Consider the following 21,540-nt stretch of genomic DNA (forward strand, 5'->3'; position numbering starts at 1 on the left):
ACTGGCCCGTATGGTTATATTGCGGCGCGCAGGCACCCTGCCCGGCACGCCCTCCCCAGGAGTCCGTAATGAGCGTTGCAATGCCGTTCCTCGTCCTGATCCTCACCGGTGCCTTTGCCGCCTACCACCGCCTGCGGCTGGCCACGTGGATCGCCATCGGCGCCACCGGCCTGGTGGCCTGCTGGCTGCTGGGCAGCCATCCCGGCGCCACCGTGGTGGCCGCGGCGCTGCTCGCCCTGGTTGCGGCACTGCTGCTGATTGGTCCGGTGCGCAAGGCGCTGATCACCGCGCCGCTGCTGAAGTTCTTCCGCAAGGTGTTGCCGCCGCTGTCGCAGACCGAGCGGATCGCGCTGGAAACCGGCTCGGTCGGCTTCGAGGGCGAGCTGTTCACCGGCGACCCGGACTGGAACATCCTGCTGAACTATCCAAAGCCTGAGCTGACCGCCGAAGAGCAGGCCTTCCTGGACGGACCCACGGAAGCGCTGTGCCTGATGGTGGACGAGTGGCAGATCAACCACGTGCACGCGGATCTTCCACCGGAGATGTGGGACTTCATCAAGACCAACCGCTTCTTCGGCATGATCATTCCCAAGGAGTATGGCGGTCTGGGCTTTTCCGCCCTGGCCCACCACAAGGTGATCCAGAAGCTGGCCACGGCTTCCAGCGTGGTCAGCTCCACCGTCGGCGTGCCCAACTCGCTCGGGCCTGGCGAGCTGCTGATGCACTACGGCACCCAGGAGCAGAAGGAGTACTACCTGCCGCGCCTGGCGTTGGGAGAGGAAGTGCCGTGCTTTGCCCTGACCGGTCCGTTTGCCGGCTCCGACGCCACCTCCATCCCCGACTACGGCATCGTCTGCAAGGGCGAGTGGAATGGCGCCCAGGTGCTGGGCGTGCGCCTGACCTTCGACAAGCGCTATATCACCCTGGCCCCGGTGGCGACCCTGATCGGCTTGGCCTTCCGCATGTATGACCCGGACGGACTGATCGGCGACACCCGCGACATCGGCATCACCTTGGCATTGTTGCCCCGTGATACTGCTGGCGTGGAAGCCGGCCGCCGCCACTTCCCGCTCAATTCGCCGTTCCAGAACGGCCCGGTGCGCGGCAAGGACGTGTTCATCCCGCTCAGCCAGCTGATTGGCGGCGTGGAGAAAGCCGGCCTGGGCTGGAACATGCTCAACGAATGCCTGGCCGTGGGCCGCTCCATCACCCTGCCCTCGACCGCCAGCGGCGGATCCAAGTTCGCTGCGGTGGTGGTCGGCGCCTATGCGCGGATCCGCAAGCAGTTCGGGCTGTCGATCGGGCGTTTCGAGGGTGTGGAGGAGGCACTGGCCCGGATCGGTGGGCGCGCCTATGCCGCCAGTGCCCTGTCGCAGGCCACCGCCGCGGCGGTCGACCGCGGCGACGTGCCGTCGGTGCCTTCGGCGATCGCCAAATACCACTGCACCGAAATGGGCCGCCAGGCCGCCAGCGACTTCATGGACGTCGTGGGCGGCAAGGGCATCATCCTCGGGCCGCGCAACCTGGGCGGGCGGGCCTGGCAGGCCTCGCCGATCGCGATCACGGTGGAAGGCGCCAACATCATGACCCGCAGCCTGCTGATCTTCGGGCAAGGCGCGATCCTGTGCCATCCGTGGGTGATGAAGGAGATGAAGGCCGCCCAGGATCCGGACGAGGCCGCCGGGCTGCGCGAGTTCGACCGCAACCTGTTTGGCCATATGGGGTTCGCGATCTCCAACGCCGTGCGCTCGTTCTGGTTCGGCATCACCGCGGCCAAGATCGGCACGGCCCCGGGCGATGACTACACCCGCCGCTACTTCCGCAAGCTCGACCGCTACTCCGCCAACCTGGCGCTGATGGCCGACGTGTCGATGCTGATGCTCGGCGGCAAGCTGAAGTTCAAGGAGTCGCTGTCCGGGCGCCTGGGCGATGTGCTCAGCCACCTGTACATGACCAGCGCCATGCTCAAGCGCTATCACGACGAGGGCACTCCTGAAGCCGAGCAGCCGCTGTTGGCCTGGGCCTTCCACGACAGCGTGCACCGCATGGAAACCTCGCTGTCCGCGGCACTGCGCAACTTCCCGATCCGTCCGGTGGGCTGGCTGATGTGGCTGCTGGTGTTCCCGCTGGGCCGTCGCGCGGTGCCACCGGGTGATCGCCTGAGCCATCGCGTGGCCGCGCTGCTGATGTCGCCCAACGCCGCCCGCGACCGCCTGGCCAAGGGCGTGTTCCTCACTCCCGGCCCGAACAACCCGGGTGGCCGCATCAACAGCTACCTGGCCAAGGCCATCGCCGCCGAGCCGGTGGAACGCAAGCTGATGAAGGCGCTGAAGAACAGCGATATCGAGGCGCTGGACTTCGCCTCGCAGCTGGACGAGGGCTTGCGCGAGGGCTGGATCACCACGGAAGAGCGCGCCCAACTGGAAGAGCTGCGCGAGCTCACCCTGGACACCATCACCGTGGACGACTTCGATTCCGAAGAGCTGCGTTCAGCGGGCTACCGTGTGCAGCAGGAAAAGCGCGAGGCGGCCTGACGGGCGGGCCCTTTCGGCTTGGGTGAGCGCGCTGTGATCTGAAGGGCCCCTCCGCGACCGGGAGGCCTTTGCGCTCCATGTCCCCCGGCATCCGCCTTCCGGCGGTTGCCTCCTCCTTTACCTACGCGCAAAGGCCTCCCGGCCACGACGGGACTCGGCTTCGGCGCGCTGTGTCCGCGCCACCGCGGCTGGATTGACCCGCCGACGGGCAGGCCAACTTGGCGATACCGGACGTCGATCCCATTTTACGCAGGCGCGGTATTGACACGAACTGTTAAAAGTGGAACTTGATCGCCAGGAGGCCGGCAAACGGGTACGGTCATGCGTCAAGCCAACGCTACGGAAGGCCAAGGGGGAAGCGTGCGTCTCAATCTATTCGTCGGACTGGCGGCAATCGGATTCGCTTGCGTGGTGTCGAACAGTCACGCGCAGACCACCGTACGTTATTTTCATACTGACGCGATGGGCAGTATCGTCGCCGTTTCCGACGAGAGCGGGAACGTCGTGGAACGCCGGGAATACTAACCCTACGGTGCCCAGCTGACCCCTGCCCTGCAGGACGGCCCCGGATTCACTGGGCATGTGCAAGATGCGGCCACCGGCCTCACCTACATGCAGGATCGCTATTACGATCCAGTCTTGGGGGTATTCCTGTCGGTCGACCCAGTCACCCCATACAGCCGCCCCACGCAGTACTTCCACCGGTATCGCTACGCCGCCAACAACCCGTACCGCTATCATGATCCTGATGGCCGGGAGTTCCGATCAATCAATCCAGCCAACAATGCGAAGCTTGCGGGCTATATTAATGCGAGGGCCGCTGGGCACTATCGGTTCAATGAGACCAACTTGCTGGTCCGAACCGGTGACAACCCCGGGGGCGGAGGATCGGTAACTTACGATTCGGCGCTGCAGCATGGGATTGCCTCGGAAAAGACGATTCTGCTGGCCGTCCAGCAGATGGTCGGTAACGTCAACGTCAACGATCACGGGGGTGGGTTGACGGGTACGCAAGGCAACGACGTCGCCGCAGTCATTAGCGACAACGTCTTTAATACAGTCGACGCACAAGGGAACCTGTTGACCAATCTGCCGGCCTATATTCTGGCGCACGAGATTGCCGGCCATGCAGTACAGCAGGTACTCGGCAACCACGAAGCCAACGCAATCGACATTGACAACCAGATCCGGACGGAAATGAGAGAGCCTTCGCTTCCGCGCGACGAAAACCACCGGGCTTTCGACCCATGATCCGCATACTATTGGCCTGCATGATCGTGATCGTCCTGCTGTGCGGCAACGCGTTCGCCAGGGAACTTCGTGAGTACTCCCTGACCGAGAAAGTGGAAGCATCAGACCTGATCGTTGTCGGCCGGGTTGTCGGGGTCGAGCGCCCGGGCAGCATCGAGGGAGTGAGGGCGTTCGCCCGCGTGGAAGTGAGCGACGGCATCAAAGGGGCAACCGCGGGAGACGAACTGCGCTTCGTGATCCGCGGCAGCATTGCCGAGGCCGATCCGGATTGCTGCAAGGTGGGCTGTGAGTACCTCTTCTTTGCTGTTCGGGGGGTACAGGTCTTGCTCGTCGAGGGAACGGAGATCGGCGGCAAGATGAGCCGACAGGACCAATTCGCTTCCGCTACCAACGGCAGGTTCAGCACGTATCGCCTCGGGTTTGAAGGGGTCAAGGACTGGCCACGAGACGGTGAAGGCCCCACACCGCTGGCCGAGGTCCGCAGTGACATCGAATCGCTGCTTGGCCGGTAGCAGATTATTCAAGACATCTTGGGACGCCACCTGACTTGCAAGTGGCGCGGCTTCGAAGGTGTCGACGTTGTGACCGGAGCCGTTACAGCCGCGCTTCGCTGGACTTCTCGGGCAGCCGGCGCTGCTCGCGCACCACCCGCCAGGCGCTGAAGCTGAAGCCCAGCGCGACGCCGATGCCGGCCAGGAACACCACCCCCGAGCCAAACGCCGCCAGCCCCTTGTGCACCCACACGAAGGTGACGTCGCCACCGCGGTAGATCGCGGTGTCGATCACCGCCTTGGCCTTGTAGCGGGATTCGCGGTCCATGCGGGTGTACAGGGTCTCGCGCGCCGGCTTGTTGAGCGAGAACTCGCTCGCCCGGGTCATCACCTGCACCATCGCCACCAGCATGGGCAGCGGCGAGGCCGACAGCATGCAGAAGCCCAGCAGGATCGCCACCGCCGGCAACAGCAGCAGCGGCGCCACGCCGTAGCGGCGCAGCAGCCAGCGGGTGGCGAAGAGCTGGATCAGGATGGTCAGTCCGTTCACCGCCCAGTCCAGCGTGGAGTAGTAGCGGGTCGCGCCCTCGGCGGTCGGGAAGTACTGGCGCACGATCGCCGCCTGCTCGTTGTACAGCAGCGTGCCGATGCCCACGCCGAAGAACATCAGCATCGCCAGCGCGCGCAGCAGCGGGTCGTTCCACACCCGCACCAGCCCTGCCCACACCGAGCCGCCCATGGCCTGCTCGCCGCTCTGTTCGTCATGCTCGATTTCGCGCCGCATGGCCCAGGGCCGCAGCTTGATGATGCACAACACGCACACGCTGAGGAACGCGGCCGACACCAGCAGCAGGTTGGCTACGCCGATCTGCTCCACCAGAAGGCGGGTGATCGCCGGACCTGACAGCGCACCAATGGTGCCGCCCGCACCGATGTAGCCGTACACCAGCTTGGCGTGTTCGTTATCGAACACGTCGGCCATGAAACTCCAGAACACCATCACCGCGAACAGGTTGAACACCGCGATGAAGATGAAGAACACCGCGCCGCGCCCGGAAGCGCCGGTATCAAATGCCCACCAGAACCCCAGCAGGCACGTGATGAACACCAGATACACCACCGGCAGGAACACCCGCCGCGGAAACCGGGCCACCAGCCCACCGTAGACCGGCTGCAGCAGCAGCATGACCAGGAAAGTGCCGCTGAAAAGAGCCTGCAGGGTGTAGTCGCCAAGCGCTATCCCGCGCCCCGCCGTCCACTCCAGCAGCCAGGCCGGGAACACGGTGGCCGGATCGCTGGATGCGCCCATGGCGTCGCGCACCGGACGCAGTACGTAATAGCCGCACAGCAGGCAGAAGAAATACACCAGCGCCCACCACAGCGGCGGGGAAGCCGACAGCGCCGCCCGGAAGCGCGCAAGGCGTGAGGTCGAACTGGGGGGAGTGGTCAAGGCGCGGCAGTGCTGCTGATGCGATCCGGGCACGGTACCTGATGCACTGCACAATCGGCAATCATCCGCCCCTTCCGGCGTGCGGCCTGCCTGGTGTCGGGCGAGACTCAGACGCCGGGAGCAGCGTCGGCCTGATATTCCTTTTCGTCGATGAAGGTCGAGCCGACCAGGCGGTTGATATCGTTCTTCAGCCCCACCCGCACCGCATTTTCCCGGCCCACCGCACAGGCAAGACGGACGAACTCTTCATCGAAGTTCTTTGCTGCCTCGCGATCGCGCAGGCCGTCCTGCACGTCCCACATCGCCTCGTTGGCAACCTTGAGCTGCTGCTTGAGTTCCTCGACCCCGGGGTGACGGTCACGCAGGCCTTCCCAGATCGCGGTCAGCCCCTGCAGTTCAACCATCACGTTGCCGCGCTTTTCGGCGTCGGCGATGCGCTCGGACTTGATCTCCAGGATGGTGATCTTGTCCAGCAGCTCACCGATCGACATCGGCATCAGGATCGAACCCAACTTCATCTCCCAGGCAATACTGGAGCGGGTGAAGGGAATCGAACCCTCGTCTTAAGCTTGGGAAGCTTCTGCTCTACCATTGAGCTACACCCGCCTGTGGCCCGCAGTCTAGGGTGCGGGGCCAGTGTTTGCCAAGCGGCCGAGGCTCAGAATCCGCGGCCCAGGCTGAGGAAGACGGCGGTGTTGCCACCGCCCGCATGACTCACCGTACCGGTGACCCCGAAGTTGGCATCCAGCCCGAACAGCGCGGTACGTGCGCCCAGGGTTACGGTGCCGTAGCTGTCGTCGTGGCCGTAAGTGGGTACGGCGTACGGGCCGCTGCCGGCCAACGTCTGGGCGATGGCGAAGGCCTCCTCCGGCGCATCCTCCAGCTCGTTGTCCCAGGTGAATCGCGCATACGGGCGCAGCGCGCCCTCGCCTGTCACTGCAAGCTGCCAGCCCACGCTGGCGATGAGTGAATCGAAATCCTGGTCCGGATAGGCCAGCGAGGTGGACAGGGCCGGATCGCTCTCGGCAAAACCATCCATGTCGACCTGCTGCCACACCAGTCCCAGCACCGGGCCGTGGCGCAGGTTGCCGCGCTGGAAGTCCCAGCCCAGATGGGTGGCTACGGTCAGGATTTCGCCGTCGGTCGAGCCGCGATGGCTGCGCTCGCCCTGCCCCAGCCGCACCCGGCGGTGGCTGTCGAAATCCAGCTGCGACCAGCTCAGCTGGGTCACGCCCCAGCCGCCACCATCACTGAACCAGCCGGCGTAGCCGCCGATGGCAAGGTCTTCGTAGCGGAAATCACCGCGGTTCAGGCCCCACTGCTGGCGGGTCGTGCCATAGCCGCCAAAGGCGCCGAACACCGCATTGCCGCGCACCCAGTCCAGGCCCACGGTCAGCGCGGGCCCGAAGCCGTCGTGGAAGTCACCGTCATCGCGGCGCAGGTAGTTGCCAGCCACATCGACCCACCAGCCGCCGGTTTCCGGCCTGCCCTCGACGTGCCAGGCCACCCGTTCGGCGCGGGCGCGTCCGGTGGCTGCCGCAGCCTGGGGCAGTGCCGCCACCAGCGCCGGCGCCTCCAGCACCGAAGCAGCGAAATCCGCCAGCGCGGCGTGGCCTGCATCGGTCGGGTGCACGCCGTCGGCAAAGAGATAGGTCTTGGGCGCATCCGGATGGGTGTAGCTGGCCGGGCTGCAGGTCAGCGACTGGGCGGTGATCTGCGGCTCACAGGCAGTGCCGGTGACGTTCGAGAACCCGAACTCTCCCGGGCTGGCCGCTATTTCGCGCAGGAAACTGAAGGTATCCAGCGGGATCACCCGCAGCCCATTGGCAGCCAGCCCGCCGAACAGCGCATCGTTGTACGCCCCGGCCAGCGCGCTGAGCTGCGCCTGGGCCATTGGCCCCTGGGCGCGCGCAGCCGGGGTGATGCCCATATCGGGCAGCGCGGGCACCAGCACGTAACGCGCCCCGGCGCCCTGCAATGCGCCCACCAGGCCGATCTGCGTGCTTACCGCCGTACCGATGGTCTGCTCCGGCGGCGCGCCAGCCGCGATGGCGAACACATCGTTGGCGCCGCCCCACAGCGAGTACAGCGCATCCGGATCCACGCCGCCCGTTCCCATGAAGCGCTGGACCTGGCTGGCCATCGATGGCGTCGGCCCGAGCGCGCCGATCACGTCCGAGGCCACTAATGCACCACCCACGGCGTAGTTGTCACCCGACTGGCCGTTGCCGTTGGCCGAGGCATCGGTGCCCCAGCGCGCGCCCAGATGCTGCGCCCAGACCCAGCCCGGGTTGGTGGTGAACTGACCGGTGACCGCCTGCACTTCCGGCGGCAGCAGCGGACGGAAAAAGCCGGCGTCGGTCAGGCTGTCCCCAAAGAACACCGTGCGGGAAAACCGGTCGTCCTGCGCGAACGCCGGTGCGGCTGCCAGCGTGGCGGCGGCGACGGCGAGAATGGTCGGTACGAAACAGCGCAGGGTCATGGGATCCTCCTGATCAATGCGGCTGGCCTGGACGCGCTGCGGGACATACCCCGGCGCATGGGGCGTCATCGTTCCACGATCATTCGCAACCCTCACGCCGCAGTGCGTCATCAATCTGTCATCAATGGCCTCCGCAGGCACAAACGGCGACAATGGCGGCATGGAAATCGTACTCAATGGCGACACCGTATCGGTGGACGCGAACTCCACGGTGGCTACCCTGCTGCAGGCCAAGGGCCTGGGCGAGCGTCGCGTAGCGGTGGAAGTGAACGGAGAAATCCTGCCCCGCGGCCTGCACGCGGAACACGTGCTTGCCCCCGGTGACCGGGTCGAGATCGTGCACGCGCTGGGCGGCGGGTAAACCGACCCGCGCGCACGCGACACGTTCCGTTGGGTCGCATGAACCGACCTGCAGGAAGATGCAGCCGAAGCGCCCCATCTGCGCGATAATCGGGCGATGACCGCACAGCACACCTCCAACCAAGACGACGCCCTTGTCATTGCCGGCAAGGCCTATTCCTCGCGCCTGCTCACCGGCACCGGCAAGTTCAGGGACCTGGACGAGACCCGCCGCGCCACCGAGGCAGCAGGCGCCGAAATCGTGACGGTGGCCATCCGCCGCACCAACATCGGCCAGGATCCGGGCGAACCGAACCTGCTCGATGTGCTGCCGCCCGACCGCTACACCATCCTGCCCAACACCGCCGGCTGCTATACCGCCGAAGAGGCGGTGCGCACCTGCCGCCTGGGGCGCGAACTGCTCGACGGCCACCAACTGACCAAGCTGGAAGTGCTGGGCGACCAGCGCACCCTGTATCCGGACGTGGTGCAGACCTTGAAGGCGGCCGAGATGCTGGTGGCCGATGGTTTCCACGTGATGGTCTACACCAGCGACGATCCGCTGCTGTGCAAGCAGCTGGAAGAGATCGGCTGCGTGGCGGTGATGCCGCTGGCCGCGCCGATCGGCTCGGGCCTGGGCATCCAGAACCACTGGAACCTGCGCGAGATCGTGGACAACGCCAAGGTGCCGATCCTGGTCGACGCCGGCGTGGGCACCGCCTCGGACGCGGCGATCGCGATGGAGCTGGGTTGCGACGGCGTGCTGATGAACACCGCCATCGCCGGGGCAAAGGATCCGGTACGCATGGCCCGGGCGATGAACTACGCAGTGCGGGCCGGGCGCGATGCGTTCCTGGCCGGGCGCATCCCGCGCCGACGCTACGCCAGCGCCTCTTCGCCCGAAGACGGACTCCTCGGCTGATGGACCTCCCCTCCTCCTCCTCACGTAGGAGCGCGCCATGCGCGCGAAACCGCGTGATTTCCGGGATCACGCAGGGGCTCCGGTTGCGTCGCTCGATCCGAAGCCCCGCGGCGCCGATCGGTGTCACGCGGCTTCGCGCGCATGGCGCGCTCCTACGGGTCAGGGCATGAGCCAGGCGGGGCCCGGGAAGCCGTACACGCAGGACCCCGAGCGGCGCAGGATCCGCAGCTTCGTGCTGCGCCAGGGCCGCTTCACCGATGCCCAGCAGCGCGCGTTCGACGAGCTCTGGCCGCGCTTCGGGCTTGATTTCACTCCGCCTGGAAGCAGGGGTGCGCCGCGCGACTTCGACGCAGTCTTCGGCCGCGTTGCGCCGCGGGTGCTGGAAATCGGCTTCGGCAACGGCGAGGCCCTGCGCTGGGCCGCGGCCCGCTATCCGGAACGCGACCACATCGGCATCGAGGTGCACGCTCCGGGCGTGGGCCGGCTGCTGAACGCGCTGGCCGAAGACGAGGCGAGCAATGTGCGCGTCTTCCACCACGACGCGGTGGAAGTGCTGGAAAACGAAGTAGCCGACGCCAGCCTGGACGAGGTGCGCATCTGGTTCCCCGATCCCTGGCACAAGAAGCGCCACAACAAGCGCCGACTGGTGCAGCCCGCATTCGCCGACCTGCTGGTACGCAAGCTTGCGCCGGATGGCCGCTTGCACCTGGCCACTGATTGGCGGGACTATGCCGAACACATGTGGGACGTGCTCGAAGCCACCGAAGGACTGCGCAACCGCGCCGGCGAGCGGGGGCATGTACCGCGCCCCGAATGGCGCGCCCAGACCCACTTCGAGACCCGCGGCCAACGCCTTGGCCATGGTGTCTGGGACCTGATCTACGACCGCACCACCTGACCAGCTGAGACCAACAACCGGGCATGGACACCGCTCTCGCGCTCACCACCGATATGCAGATCGTTCTCGGTCTGGTGGCGCTGACCATGCTGCTGTTCCTGTTCCAGCGCGTCCGCGCCGACCTGGTGGCGCTGGTGGTGCTGGTGCTGCTGGGTCTGACCGGCCAGGTGGCGCCGGAAGACGTCTTCAACGGCTTTTCCTCCAACGCGGTGATCAGCGTGATCGCCACGATGATCCTGGGCCTGGGCCTGGACCGTACCGGCGCCCTCAACCGGCTGGCTGGCTGGCTGCTGCGCCGCGCGCGCGGAGTGGAGGAAAGACTGCTGCTGCTGACCGCAACCGTGGCCGGCCTCAACTCCTCGATCATGCAGAACCCGTCGGTGATGGCGCTGTACCTGCCGGTGATCTCGCGGCTGTCATCGCGCACCGGCATCAGCCTGGCGCGGATGCTGCTGCCGGTGGGGGTGGCGATCGTGATGGGCGGCACCCTGACCATGGTCGGCAACTCGCCCTTGATCATGCTCAACGACCTGCTGGTATCGGCCAACGCCAACCTGCCCTCGGGTGCGGCCACGCTGACCCCGCTGAACATGTTCGCCCCCGCGCCGATCGGCCTGGCCCTGCTGGCGGCGGGGCTGGCCTACTTCCACTTCCACGGCAACCGCCAGCTGCGCGGCGGCAAGGATGCCGGCGTGGCACCCGGGCGCACGCAGAGTTACTTTGCCCGGGTCTATGGCATCGACGGCGATATGTTCGAACTCACCGTCAGCGCCGACAGCCCGCTGGTGGGCATGACCTTCGGTGAAGCGGAATCGCTGCACAACGCGCCGGTGCTGCTGGCGCTGAAGGTGGAGGACGAAGCGCGCCTGGCACCGGCGGCCGATGTGCGCATCTGGGTGGGCAGCGTGATCGGGGCGATGGGCACCCGTGAACAGGTGTCTGATTTCGCCCAGAACAACTTCCTGCGCATGAGCACCCGCCTGCGCCAGTTCGGCGACCTGTTCAACCCGGCGCGCGGAGGCATTTCCGAGGCGGTGGTACCACCGAACTCGGATTACGTCGGCAAGACCGCCAATGAGCTGCAGCTGCGCCGCCACCACGGCCTGCGCCTGCTGGCCGTCAACCGCGACAAGGACAAGGTGATCCGCGAAAACGTGCGCGACCTGCCGCTGCGCGCGGGCGACATGCTGGTGCTGCACAGCTTCTGGAAGAACCTGGTGGAGGCCGCCACCGACCGCGACTTCGTGGTGGTGACCGACTATCCGAAGGGCGAGCAGCGCCCGCACAAGTTCAAGATCGCCATGGCGATCTTCGCGGTCACGATCCTGATTGCCGTGTCCGGCCGGGTGCCGACCGCGATCGCGTTGATGACCGGCGTGGCCGGCATGCTGGTGACCGGCGTGCTGAAGATGGATGAGGCCTACGGGGCGATCAACTGGAAGACAGTGTTCCTGATGGCCTGCCTGATCCCGCTGGGCTGGGCCATGGACCGCAGCGGCGCGGCGGCCTGGGTGGCCGGGGCCTCGATCGAACAGCTGCCCGACGGGCTGCCGGTGTGGCTGATCCAGGTGGCGGTGGCGATCCTCACCGCCGGCTTCTCACTGGTGATCAGCCACGTGGGCGCGACCATCGTGATGGTGCCACTGGCCATCAACCTGGCGCTGGCGGTAGGCGCGGACCCGACCTCGTTCGCACTGATCGTGGCGCTGGCGGCGTCGAACAATTTCATGACCCAGTCCAACCCGGTGATGTCGATGATCACCGGACCCGGCGGCTATCGCGCCAGGCAGCTGTGGATCGTGTGCGGACCGCTGTCGCTGATCTACATCGCGATCGTGGTGCTGATGGTCAACCTGCTGTTCTGAGCACGCCCCTCGTAGGAGCGCGCCATGCGCGCGAAGCCGCGTGACATCGACCCGCGCCGCGTGGCGCCGGTCACGGTCTACCGGCCGAAGCTTCGGCGCACATCACGAGTGACGCGGCTTCGCGCGCATGGCGCGCTCCTACAGGGTTGGGGCTTGCAATACGACCTGGCCATCCTGGACGGTGACCGGGATTTCACGCAGGCGGTCCCCGCGACAGGGGCCGGCGACGCATTCGCCGCTGGCAAGTTCGAAGCTGGCCCCGTGCACGGCGCACACCAATTGGCCTTCCTTCGACTTCAGGAACTGTCCCGGCGCGTAATCCAGCCGGCGCCCGGCGTGCGGGCAGACATTGAGCCAGGCGCGTACGGCATCGCCCTGACGATGGACGATCAGCGATTCAGCCGCGCCGTCAACGTTGGCTTCGATCTCAACCAGGCTGCCGTCGGGGATCTGCTCGAAGGAAATCAGGGACACGTCTTCACCGTCATTTAACAGTTACGTTACAAACCCGGGCGGCATGGGACCGATACTGTGCGTCCCGGCCGCGAGCCGCATTGTGTCACGCCGAAGTAACTGATGACTCCACGCTTCCTGCAAAACCTGCTGCTGCGCTACCGCGCCACCGGCTTCAACGCCGTTTTCGCACCGCGCAAACCCCGCCACCCACTGGTCCGGCTGCTGTTCGGCCTGGCTGGCGTTGCCCTGCTGGCAGTGCTGCTGGTGTTTGGCGTGGTGATCGGCGCGGCGATGCTGACAGCTGGCATGGCGATACGCCTGCTCGGCAAGCGCGGCGCCGCTGTGGGCAGCCGCACCGGCAGCAATGGCACGGTGCTGGACGGCGACTACCGCGTGGTCGACAAGCCGGTCCTGCGCTGAGTCCTTCATGGCAGACCTGATCGCTGCGTTCGAGCCGCCACGGATCCCGGTACGCGGCGGCGGCACGTTTCCCGTGCGGCGCATTTACTGTGTCGGTCGCAATTTCGCCGACCATGCCCGCGAAATGGGCGCCGAGGCTCCGGCCTCGCCCGAAGCCCGCGGGCGCCCGGTGTTCTTCAGCAAGCCCGCCGATGCGCTGGTGCTGGATGGCCAGGCGCCCTATCCGCCGGCCACTTCGGAACTTCACCACGAGGTTGAGCTGACCGTGGCGATCGGCCGCGACGCGGAGCCGGGCATCCTCGATCCCGCCCATGCGTCCGCGCTGGTGCTCGGCTATGGCATCGGGTTGGACCTGACCCGGCGCGACCTGCAGGCCCAGGCCAAGGCCGCCGGCCTGCCGTGGGACATCGCCAAGGGCTTTGATCATTCCGCCCCGGCAAGCGAGCTGGTACGTGCCGCCGAAATTGGCCCGCTGCAGGAGCGCACGCTGTCGCTGGAGGTCAACGGCGAGCTGCGCCAGTCCGCGCGCCTGGATCAGATGATCTGGAACGTGGCCGAGATCCTGCACGAGCTGTCGCAGCTGTATCGCCTGCGTGCAGGCGACCTGGTGTTCATGGGTACGCCTGCCGGCGTGGCAGCACTGCAGCCCGGTGACCGCTGCAGCGCGCGACTGGATGATCTGTTGTCGCTGGACTGCGTTATTCTCCCTGTGCTCGCCTGATCCCGGCTGCCCGCTTGGCGGTCCCGGATCAGCCCAATTTCTACGGCAGGAGTCCACCAGATGAGCATCGCTTCGGAGTTCAAGGAATTCGCCATGCGCGGCAGCGTCGTCGACCTTGCGGTCGGCGTGGTGATCGGCGCCGCATTCGGCAATATTGTCACCGCCTTCGTGGACAAGGTGATCATGCCGCCGATCGGATTGCTGATCGGCGGCGTCGACTTCGCCGAATGGGTGATCACCCTGCGCGAGGCCGCGGTGGACGCGGCCGGCGAGGAAATCCCGGCGGTGGTGATCGGCATCGGCGAGTTCCTCAACTCGGTGATCCAATTCGTGATCATCGCCTTCGCGATCTTCATGGTAATCAAGGGAATCAACCGCATGAACCGCAAGGCGGCTGTCGAAGATGAGCCCGCCGCTCCCGAAGCGCCTTCGGAAGACGTGCTGTTGCTGCGCGAAATCCGCGACTCGCTCAAGAGCCGCTGACCCGGCAGGCAGCGCCCCCGCGGCGCCCATGGCGGCCTGGGAGCCGCGCCAGCCGCTCCCGGGACAATGCCGCGGGCTGATAAGCTCGCGGCATTCTTTTTCCGTCTCGGGGTTGTCCATGCGCCTGGCCGCACTGCTGTTCGTACTTGCTGTCTCTCTGCCCGCCGCCGCGCAGGAGCCGACCCGCATCCCGGATGCGGCATTGGAGACTGCAGTCCAGCTGCGCGAGCAGGCGCTGGCCGACGCCACCTCCTGGCGGGTGACCGAATCACTGACCACTGAAATCGGCCCGCGCCTGCCTGGCAGCGAAGCCGACGCGCGTGCCGTTGCCTGGGCCGAGGCGAAGTTCGCCGAGCTGGGCTATGACCGGGTCTGGACCGAGCCGGTCACCTTCCCCAGGTGGGTGCGCCACAGCGAGAGTGCACAGGTGGTCGGCCAATACGCCCAGCCGCTGGTGGTGACCGCGCTCGGCGGCAGCCCCGGTGGTGAGGTTGAAGCGCCGATCATGCGCTTCGCCGACTTCGAGGCCCTGGACGCAGCGCCCGAAGGTTCGTTGGGAGGCCGCATCGCCTTCGTCGACTTCCAGATGGAACGCACCGCCGACGGCAGCGGCTACGGTGCCGCCGGCCCGGTACGCGGGCGCGGTCCTTCCGTGGCTAGCAGCAAGGGCGCGGTAGGCTTTCTGATGCGCTCGCTCGGCACCAGCCACGCCCGCGTTGCCAACACCGGCATCACCCGCTTCGCCGAGGGCGTGGAGCCGATTCCGGCTGCCGCGCTGTCACTGCCCGATGCCGACCAGCTGGGCCGGCTGCTGCAGCGCGGCGAGGTCACCGTGAACCTCGCGCTCGACGTCGGCTTCGACGGTGAATACACCTCGCAGAACGTGATCGGCGAGATCACCGGCAGCGGCGGCAGCGACGAGTTCGTGGTGATCGCTTCGCACCTGGATTCCTGGGACCTGGGCACCGGCGCGATCGACGACGCTTCCGGCGTGGGCATCACCATGGCTGCCGGACACCTGATCGGCCAGCTGGAGCAGCGCCCGGCGCGCAGCATCCGGGTGATCGCCTTCGCCAACGAGGAGCAAGGCCTGATCGGTGCGCGCCAGTACGCAGAGCGTCACGCCGGCAACATCGGACTGCACCTGGTCGCTGCCGAAAGCGACTTCGGTGCCGGCCGCATCTACGGCTTCAACACCGGTGCGCCCGAGCACGCACGCGAGGCGACGCGCCAGATTGCTGAGGCACTGGCACCGCTGGGCATCGAGTACATGCCGGAAGCGGGCGGCCCGGGCCCGGACATCATCCCCATGGCCCAGGCCGGGGTGAGCTGGGCCTGGCTGGGCCAGGACGGCACGGAGTACTTCGACCTGCACCACAACGCCAACGACACCCTGGACAAGGTCGATCCGCAGGACCTGGCCCAGAACACGGCCGCCTACGCGGTGTTCGCGTACCTGGCCGCACAGGCCGAGGGCGACTTCGGCAGCGCACCCGCCACCGACTCCCCGTAGGAGCGCGCCACGCGCGCGAAGCCGCGTGACAGTGATCAGCTTGCGCAGGCGGGCCGTCGGGACATTGTGGCAATCCATAGGAATCGCAGGTCACGCGGCTTCGCGCGCATGGCGCGCTCCTACGGGTGGGGACGTCCTACGGGCGGGGGCGGGACCAGGCGGCGAGGAGGACGGCGGTGGCGGCAGCCACGTTGAGGCTCTCCACGGCGCCAGTGCCTGGGATCGACAGACGCAGGTCGCAGGCCTCGGCCAAGCCGCGATCCATGCCCTCGCCCTCGGCACCAATCACGTAGACCAGGCGTTGCGGCACGGCCGTAGCGAACAGGTCCTGTCCGCCTTCGACCACGGTGGCGGCAAGTGCGAAGCCAGCGCTGCGCAGCTGTTCGATCGAGGTCTCCCTCGGGCCCATGCGTACCAGCGGCAGCGCCTCCGCACCGCCCTCGGCGACGCGGGCTGCCGCCCCTGAAAGCGCCAGGTCGGAACCCTCCGGCAACAGCACCGCTGCGACGCCGAAGTGGGCGGATGAGCGCAGGATCGCACCCAGGTTGTGCGGATTGCCGACACCATCCAGCCACAGCAGGCACTGTGGGCCGGCCGCCAGCGTGGGCAACCAGTCGCCAAGGGGCGGTTCGGAAGCGCGCAGAACGTCGGCCACCACGCCCTCGTGGTGCCCGCTGCCGGCAAGCCGTACCAGCTCGCCTTCGTCTTCCACCACCCGGTAGCCGACCCGGTTCGCCACACACCACTTGAGCAGCGGCTGCAGGTCCGGGATACGTGAGCTGGTCAAATACAGCTTGCGGATCGCCTGCGGACGGCTGGAAAATACGGCCCTGATCGCGTTGAGCCCGTGCAGACGCTGCTCGGCGCGTCGGTCCGGCCGGTTTTCACCGGGCCCCGACACTTGGGTGGGTGCCGGGCGCGGGGGCCCTTCGGGGCGCCTCCGCGGTCGTTCGCTTCCAACTTTCCCGTCCGGACGTCGGCCGCGCGGCTTCCAGGGTCCACCGTCTCCGCCGCCACCCGTTGTGCTCACTTTCCGGCTGCCTTGCCGACCCAGAAGTCGGCGTTGCGGATTTCCAGTTTGAGCGGGTCGAAGGTCGGGTCCAGCCCCAGCTTCTTCTGCGCCTCGTAGTCGCGCAGCGCCAGCAGCGCCGGCTTCTGCAGGATCAGGATGGCGATCAGGTTCAGCCACGCCATCAGGCCAACGCCAATATCGCCCAGGGTCCAAGCCATGCCAGCGGTGCGCACGCAGCCGAAGGTCACCGCCGCCAGGATGGTGATCCGCAGCGCGAAGATCATCCACGGCCGGTGGATCTTGCGGTTGATGTAGGCGATGTTGGTTTCCGCCATGTAGTAGTAGGCGATGATCGTGGTGAAGGCGAAGAAGAACAGCGCAATCGCCACGAAGCCGGCGCCGTAGCCGGGCATCACCGCTTCCACCGCAAACTGGGCGAAGCCCGGCCCCGGTTCCACGCCAGGCAGGGCCTCGGCCAGCATCTCGCCCCCGCGCCCGACTACGTTGTACATGCCGGTGGAAAGGATCATGAAGGCGGTCGCCGAGCACACCAGCAGGGTGTCCACGTAGACCGAAAATGCCTGCACGTAACCCTGCTTGGCCGGGTGCGACACCTCGGCCGCCGCGGCGTGATGGGGCCCGGTGCCCTGACCGGCCTCGTTGGAATAGATCCCGCGCTTGACGCCCCACTCCACCGCCAGGCCCAGCATCGCGCCAAAACCGGCGTGCATGCCGAACGCGCTTTCGAAGACCAGCACGAACATCGCCGGGATCTGGGACATGTTGAGGAACATGATCACCATCGCCATCAGCATGTATGCCAGTGCCATGAACGGCACTACCAGCTCGGCGAAGCGGGCGATGCGGGTGACGCCGCCGAAGATGATGAAGCCCAGCCCGATCACCAGCACCGTCGCGGTGACGGTGGTCGGCACTTCCCATGCATTGAAGACCGCGGAGGAAATCCCGTTGGCCTGCACGCCCGGCATCAGGAAGCCCGCAGCAACAATGGTCACCAGCGCGAACAGCCACGCGTACCACTTCTGGCCCATCGCCTTTTCAATGTAGTAGGCCGGCCCACCCCGATAGCGGCCCTGGTCGTCCTTTTCCTTGTAGATCTGCGCGAGGGTGGATTCGATGAACGCGGTGGAAGCACCCAGGAAGGCCATCACCCACATCCAGAACACCGCGCCGGGCCCGCCGAACGCGATCGCGGTGGCCACGCCGGCGATGTTGCCGATGCCCACGCGTCCTGACAGCGACATCGCAAGCGCCTGGAACGACGACACCCCGGCATCGGACTTGGTGCCGCTGAGCAGCAGCCGCACCATTTCCGGCACCTGGCGGAACTGCACGAACCGGGTGCGGATGGAGAACCACAGGCCCGCCCCCAGGCACAGGATGATCAGCGGCATGCTCCACACATACCCGTTTACGGCTTCAACGAACTGCTCCACGCATTTCTCCCCGAACGTATGATTCCCCGACCCGCGACATGGCGGACTGGTCGATTCTCACCGATCAGCCAGCGTGGCGAAACCGTCCGCCTCACCTGGCGCCCTCAGCCGTGCCCGCTGACCGGTGGCGTGGCGGCTTCCAGTGCTTCCAGTTTCCTGGCCAGCGCGTCGGGCGAGCGGGTGTAAGGCGCCAGCAGCGCGTACAGCGCCGGCACCACGAACAGCGACAACAGGGTGGCGAAGGCCACGCCGGACATGATCACCACGCCGATCGTGGCGCGGCTGGCCGAGCCGGGACCGCCAGCGGTCACCAGCGGAATCGCGCCCATGATGGTGGCCGCCGCCGTCATCAGAATCGGCCGCAGGCGCACTGCGGAAGCCTCCTCGATCGCCTCGCGCACGCTGCGGCCCTCGTCGCGCAGCTGGTTGGCGAACTCGACGATCAGGATGCCGTTCTTGGCCGCCAGTCCCACCAGCATCACGATCCCGATCTGGCTGAACAGGTTGAGCGTGCCGCCAGTGGCCCACAGCCCCAGCAGCGCGCCCAGCACCGCCAGCGGCACGGTGAGCATGATCACCAGTGGATGCAGGAAGCTTTCAAACTGCGCCGCCAGCACCAGGTACACGATCACCAGCGCCAGGGCGAAGGTGAGGATGATGGCGCCGCCGGCTTCCTGGAACTCGCGCGTCTCGCCTTTCCAGTCGATCTGGGCATGGCCCGGCAGCTCCTCCGCGGCAACCTGGTAGGTCCATTCGATTGCCTCACCCATGGTGTATCCCGGCGCGAGACCGGCGCTGATGGTGATGGCACGCAGCCGGTTGAAGCGGTTGAAGCTGCCCGGCTCGGCCACTTCGCGCAGGGTCACCAGGCTGGACAGCGGCACCTGCGTGCCGTCATCGCCGCGCACCCAGGTATTGGCCAGGTCATCCGGCTCCATCCGGTTTTCGCGCCCGGCCTGGAGCATCACGTCGTACTCTTCGCCATCGTCGATATAAGTGGTGACCTGGCGCGAGCCCATCATGGTTTCCAGGGTCCGCCCGATCTCCTGGACCGATACACCGAGGTCCGCGGCGCGCGCGCGATCGATCTCCACCCGCATCTGCGGCCGGGTTTCCTTGTAGTCCGAATCCGGATCCTGGATGCCGGGGTTGCCTTCCATGCGCACCAGCATGCGGTCGCGCCATTCGGCCAGGTCCTCGTAGTCGGGCCCGCCGAGCACCAGCTGGTAGCGCTGGCCGCGCGAACCGATCAGGCCGCCCGGCACGTTGGCGCGCACCTCCACGCCCGGCAGGTCGACGAAACTGTCGCGCAGCGAGGCGACCACTTCGGCCGTGCTTTCCTCGCGCTCGCGCCAGTCCTTGAGGAACACGATCACCGCACCCGAATGCATTTCCTCGGTGCCACCCCAGCCGCGCGGCACCCGTGAATTGGCTCGTTCGATCGGCCCGTCACCGCCCACGTAGTCGGCAAAGATCCGCTCCACGCCCTGGATCTGGGACACGGTGTAATCAAAGCCCGCACCCTCGGGGCCATCTACCGCAACGAAGAAGCGACCGCGGTCCTCGGCCGGCGACAGCTCGCTGGGTACGTGCCAGAACAGCACTGCCGCCGCTGCCAGGCAGGCCAGCATAGCCAGCGACACCAGCACCGCAAGGCGCAGCGTGGGCATGGCCACCATCCGTCCGATCCCGCCGCCATAGACACTGCTGGTGCGCTGCAGCAGCCGGCTGATCCAGGCGTTGAACCCGGTGGGTTTGACGTTCGCCCGCACCAGCTTGGAGCACATCATCGGCGTCAGGGTCAGGGCCACGAACGCCGACAGCGCCACCGCCGCGGCCAGCGCCACGGACAGCTCGCGGAACAGGCGCCCGCTGTTGCCCTCCATGAAGCCGACCGGCAAGAACACCGCCACCAGCACCGCGGTGGTCGCGATTACTGCGAATGCCACCTGCGCGGTGCCGCGCTTGGCCGCCACCAGCGGCGGCTCGCCCAGATCGGCCCGGCGCTGCACGTTTTCCAGCACGATGATGGCGTCGTCCACCACCAGCCCGATACACAGCACCAGGGCGAGCAGGGTCAGCAGGTTGATCGAGAATCCGAACGCATACAGCGCAATGAACGCCGCTACCAGGCACACCGGTACCGTGATCGCCGGGATCAGCGCCGCGCGCAGTTTGCCCAGGAACAGCCAGATCACCAGGAACACCAGCAGCATGGCCTCGGCCAGGGTCCAGTACACCCGGTCCACCGCAGCCTCGATGAACTGCGTGTTGTCCGAGGCGACGAAGATCTCAGTGCCCTGGGGCAGGCTGTCCTGGATCCGCACCGCCTCCTCGCGCGCCGCGCGGGCCACGTCCAGCGCATTGGCGGTGGAGGTGCGCACGATCCCCAGACCCACGTTCGGGATCGAATTGCTGCGCATGTAGGAACGGCGCTCGCGCGGCCCGATCTCGACCTCGGCCACGTCGCCCAGGCGCACCACGTAGCCATCGCTGCCGCGCCGGAGCGGCAGCGCGGCAAATTCCTCTGGCGTCTGGTAACCACGCTCCACCCGCAGGGTGAAGTCGCGCGTTTCCGATTCGATGCGCCCGGCCGGCAGCTCCACGTTCTGGCTGCGCAGCGAGCCCTCCACGTCCGCGGCGGTGATCCCGCGGGCGGCCATGGCGTCGCGGTCCAGCCAGATCCGCATCGAATAGCGCTGGCTGCCGCTCAGCTGCACCCGGGCCACGCCGTCGAGCGCCGACAGGCGGTCCATCACGTAGCGGTCCGCGTAGTCGCTCAGCTCCAGAGTATCCATCGTGGCCGAGCGCATGTTCAACCACAGGATCGCGTCGGCGTCGGCTTCCACCTTGGAAATATCCGGCGGGTCGGCCTCGATCGGCAGGCGGTCGGCCACCCGGCTGATCGCATCGCGCACATCGTTGGCCGCAGCCTCGATGTCGCGGGAAATATTGAATTCGAGGGTCACGTCGGAGCGGCCGTTGCGGCTGCGCGACTGGATGGTGTTGATGCCCTCGATCCCTGCAAGGGCGTCTTCCAGGATCTGGGTGATGCGGGTTTCCACCACCGCCGCTGACGCGCCCGGGTAGGTCACATCCACCGATACGATCGGCGGATCGATGTTCGGCATCTCGCGCAGGGTCAGCCGCATGAAGGCCATCAGGCCCAGCACCACCAGGAGCAGGCTCATCACCACCGCGAAGACCGGGCGTTTGATGGAAAGATCTGAAATGCGCATCGAGTGG

General features: G+C 66.8%; 17 protein-coding genes, 1 tRNA gene and 1 pseudogene. 11 read left to right on the top strand and 8 right to left on the bottom strand.

All coding sequences use genetic code 11. The annotated features are described in order from the left end of the window. The first annotated feature begins 68 nt into the window (after positions 1-68). The 3 genes and pseudogenes from ACW7G3_RS12315 to ACW7G3_RS12325 all read left to right on the top strand — a co-directional run bounded on the left by ACW7G3_RS12315 (position 69) and on the right by ACW7G3_RS12325 (position 4,297). Complete coding sequence (locus ACW7G3_RS12315; protein WP_456983060.1) at positions 69-2,534, top strand: acyl-CoA dehydrogenase; 2,466 nt, start codon at positions 69-71, stop codon at positions 2,532-2,534. A 537-nt stretch (positions 2,535-3,071) separates the two neighbouring features. Next, positions 3,072-3,785 (top strand): annotated as a pseudogene (locus tag ACW7G3_RS12320) (RHS repeat-associated core domain-containing protein); the annotation flags it as partial. Positions 3,786-3,805: 20 nt separating this feature from the next. Further along, positions 3,806-4,297, top strand: a complete 492-nt coding sequence (locus tag ACW7G3_RS12325) for a hypothetical protein (protein WP_456983062.1) — start codon at positions 3,806-3,808, stop codon at positions 4,295-4,297. Between the two features lie 82 nt (positions 4,298-4,379). On the opposite strand, the gene ACW7G3_RS12330 is transcribed toward ACW7G3_RS12325, so the two are convergent. The 4 genes from ACW7G3_RS12330 to ACW7G3_RS12345 all read right to left on the bottom strand — a co-directional run bounded on the left by ACW7G3_RS12330 (position 4,380) and on the right by ACW7G3_RS12345 (position 8,208). After that, on the bottom strand, positions 4,380-5,726 hold the full coding sequence (locus ACW7G3_RS12330; protein ID WP_456983064.1) for an NTP/NDP exchange transporter: 1,347 nt from the start codon (positions 5,724-5,726) through the stop codon (positions 4,380-4,382). A 107-nt stretch (positions 5,727-5,833) separates the two neighbouring features. Next, positions 5,834-6,244, bottom strand: a complete 411-nt coding sequence (locus tag ACW7G3_RS12335) for a DUF6165 family protein (protein WP_456983065.1) — start codon at positions 6,242-6,244, stop codon at positions 5,834-5,836. 14 nt (positions 6,245-6,258) lie between these two features. Next, positions 6,259-6,332, bottom strand: a tRNA-Gly gene (locus ACW7G3_RS12340). A gap of 52 nt (positions 6,333-6,384) precedes the next feature. Continuing rightward, positions 6,385-8,208, bottom strand: a complete 1,824-nt coding sequence (locus tag ACW7G3_RS12345) for an autotransporter domain-containing protein (RefSeq protein WP_456983066.1) — start codon at positions 8,206-8,208, stop codon at positions 6,385-6,387. A 160-nt stretch (positions 8,209-8,368) separates the two neighbouring features. Here ACW7G3_RS12345 and thiS point away from each other — a divergent pair, with 160 nt between their 5' ends. The 4 genes from thiS to ACW7G3_RS12365 all read left to right on the top strand — a co-directional run bounded on the left by thiS (position 8,369) and on the right by ACW7G3_RS12365 (position 12,232). Beyond that, positions 8,369-8,569, top strand: a complete 201-nt coding sequence (thiS, locus tag ACW7G3_RS12350) for a sulfur carrier protein ThiS (RefSeq protein ID WP_456975109.1) — start codon at positions 8,369-8,371, stop codon at positions 8,567-8,569. A 96-nt stretch (positions 8,570-8,665) separates the two neighbouring features. Beyond that, positions 8,666-9,469: a thiazole synthase gene (locus tag ACW7G3_RS12355; protein ID WP_456975111.1), complete on the top strand. Its 804-nt coding sequence runs from the start codon at positions 8,666-8,668 to the stop codon at positions 9,467-9,469. Between the two features lie 166 nt (positions 9,470-9,635). Continuing rightward, the gene (gene trmB, locus ACW7G3_RS12360) at positions 9,636-10,367 is read left to right on the top strand and encodes a tRNA (guanosine(46)-N7)-methyltransferase TrmB (RefSeq protein WP_456983068.1); all 732 of its coding nucleotides are present in this window, start codon (positions 9,636-9,638) and stop codon (positions 10,365-10,367) included. Positions 10,368-10,390: 23 nt separating this feature from the next. Next, on the top strand, positions 10,391-12,232 hold the full coding sequence (locus ACW7G3_RS12365; protein ID WP_456983069.1) for an SLC13 family permease: 1,842 nt from the start codon (positions 10,391-10,393) through the stop codon (positions 12,230-12,232). Positions 12,233-12,370: 138 nt separating this feature from the next. Here the strand turns inward: ACW7G3_RS12365 and ACW7G3_RS12370 are convergent, their stop codons facing one another. Continuing rightward, on the bottom strand, positions 12,371-12,706 hold the full coding sequence (locus ACW7G3_RS12370; protein WP_456983071.1) for a Rieske (2Fe-2S) protein: 336 nt from the start codon (positions 12,704-12,706) through the stop codon (positions 12,371-12,373). 102 nt (positions 12,707-12,808) lie between these two features. Between ACW7G3_RS12370 and ACW7G3_RS12375 the strand changes: the two genes are divergently transcribed. From ACW7G3_RS12375 to ACW7G3_RS12390, 4 genes are all read left to right on the top strand, one after another. Next, positions 12,809-13,108, top strand: coding sequence for a hypothetical protein (locus ACW7G3_RS12375; protein ID WP_456983072.1), 300 nt, complete (start codon positions 12,809-12,811; stop codon positions 13,106-13,108). A gap of 7 nt (positions 13,109-13,115) precedes the next feature. Beyond that, positions 13,116-13,829: a fumarylacetoacetate hydrolase family protein gene (locus ACW7G3_RS12380; protein WP_456983074.1), complete on the top strand. Its 714-nt coding sequence runs from the start codon at positions 13,116-13,118 to the stop codon at positions 13,827-13,829. A gap of 60 nt (positions 13,830-13,889) precedes the next feature. Beyond that, complete coding sequence (gene mscL, locus ACW7G3_RS12385; RefSeq protein WP_456975123.1) at positions 13,890-14,312, top strand: large-conductance mechanosensitive channel protein MscL; 423 nt, start codon at positions 13,890-13,892, stop codon at positions 14,310-14,312. Between the two features lie 118 nt (positions 14,313-14,430). Then, complete coding sequence (locus tag ACW7G3_RS12390; RefSeq protein ID WP_456983076.1) at positions 14,431-15,825, top strand: M28 family peptidase; 1,395 nt, start codon at positions 14,431-14,433, stop codon at positions 15,823-15,825. Between the two features lie 136 nt (positions 15,826-15,961). On the opposite strand, the gene ACW7G3_RS12395 is transcribed toward ACW7G3_RS12390, so the two are convergent. The 3 genes from ACW7G3_RS12395 to ACW7G3_RS12405 form a co-directional block, all read right to left on the bottom strand. Continuing rightward, on the bottom strand, positions 15,962-16,726 hold the full coding sequence (locus ACW7G3_RS12395) for a TrmH family RNA methyltransferase (protein ID WP_456983077.1): 765 nt from the start codon (positions 16,724-16,726) through the stop codon (positions 15,962-15,964). Between the two features lie 125 nt (positions 16,727-16,851). Beyond that, a complete protein-coding gene (locus ACW7G3_RS12400) occupies positions 16,852-18,294 on the bottom strand; it encodes an alanine/glycine:cation symporter family protein (RefSeq protein ID WP_456983079.1) in 1,443 nt (480 codons plus the stop codon). A gap of 104 nt (positions 18,295-18,398) precedes the next feature. Then, positions 18,399-21,533, bottom strand: a complete 3,135-nt coding sequence (locus ACW7G3_RS12405) for an efflux RND transporter permease subunit (protein WP_456983081.1) — start codon at positions 21,531-21,533, stop codon at positions 18,399-18,401. Positions 21,534-21,540: the final 7 nt, after the last annotated feature.

Source organism: Luteimonas sp. A478, assembly GCF_054052025.1.

Bases quoted from the DNA above. Each gene is read 5' to 3' on its own strand.
- ACW7G3_RS12315 (WP_456983060.1), top strand. From the start codon at position 69: ATGAGCGTTGCAATGCCGTTCCTCGTCCTGATCCTCACCGGTGCCTTT.
- ACW7G3_RS12325 (WP_456983062.1), top strand. From the start codon at position 3,806: ATGATCGTGATCGTCCTGCTGTGCGGCAACGCGTTCGCCAGGGAACTT.
- ACW7G3_RS12335 (WP_456983065.1), bottom strand. From the start codon at position 6,244: ATGAAGTTGGGTTCGATCCTGATGCCGATGTCGATCGGTGAGCTGCTG.
- ACW7G3_RS12345 (WP_456983066.1), bottom strand. From the start codon at position 8,208: ATGACCCTGCGCTGTTTCGTACCGACCATTCTCGCCGTCGCCGCCGCC.
- thiS (WP_456975109.1), top strand. From the start codon at position 8,369: ATGGAAATCGTACTCAATGGCGACACCGTATCGGTGGACGCGAACTCC.
- ACW7G3_RS12355 (WP_456975111.1), top strand. From the start codon at position 8,666: ATGACCGCACAGCACACCTCCAACCAAGACGACGCCCTTGTCATTGCC.
- trmB (WP_456983068.1), top strand. From the start codon at position 9,636: ATGAGCCAGGCGGGGCCCGGGAAGCCGTACACGCAGGACCCCGAGCGG.
- ACW7G3_RS12365 (WP_456983069.1), top strand. From the start codon at position 10,391: ATGGACACCGCTCTCGCGCTCACCACCGATATGCAGATCGTTCTCGGT.
- ACW7G3_RS12375 (WP_456983072.1), top strand. From the start codon at position 12,809: ATGACTCCACGCTTCCTGCAAAACCTGCTGCTGCGCTACCGCGCCACC.
- ACW7G3_RS12380 (WP_456983074.1), top strand. From the start codon at position 13,116: ATGGCAGACCTGATCGCTGCGTTCGAGCCGCCACGGATCCCGGTACGC.
- mscL (WP_456975123.1), top strand. From the start codon at position 13,890: ATGAGCATCGCTTCGGAGTTCAAGGAATTCGCCATGCGCGGCAGCGTC.
- ACW7G3_RS12390 (WP_456983076.1), top strand. From the start codon at position 14,431: ATGCGCCTGGCCGCACTGCTGTTCGTACTTGCTGTCTCTCTGCCCGCC.
- ACW7G3_RS12405 (WP_456983081.1), bottom strand. From the start codon at position 21,533: ATGCGCATTTCAGATCTTTCCATCAAACGCCCGGTCTTCGCGGTGGTG.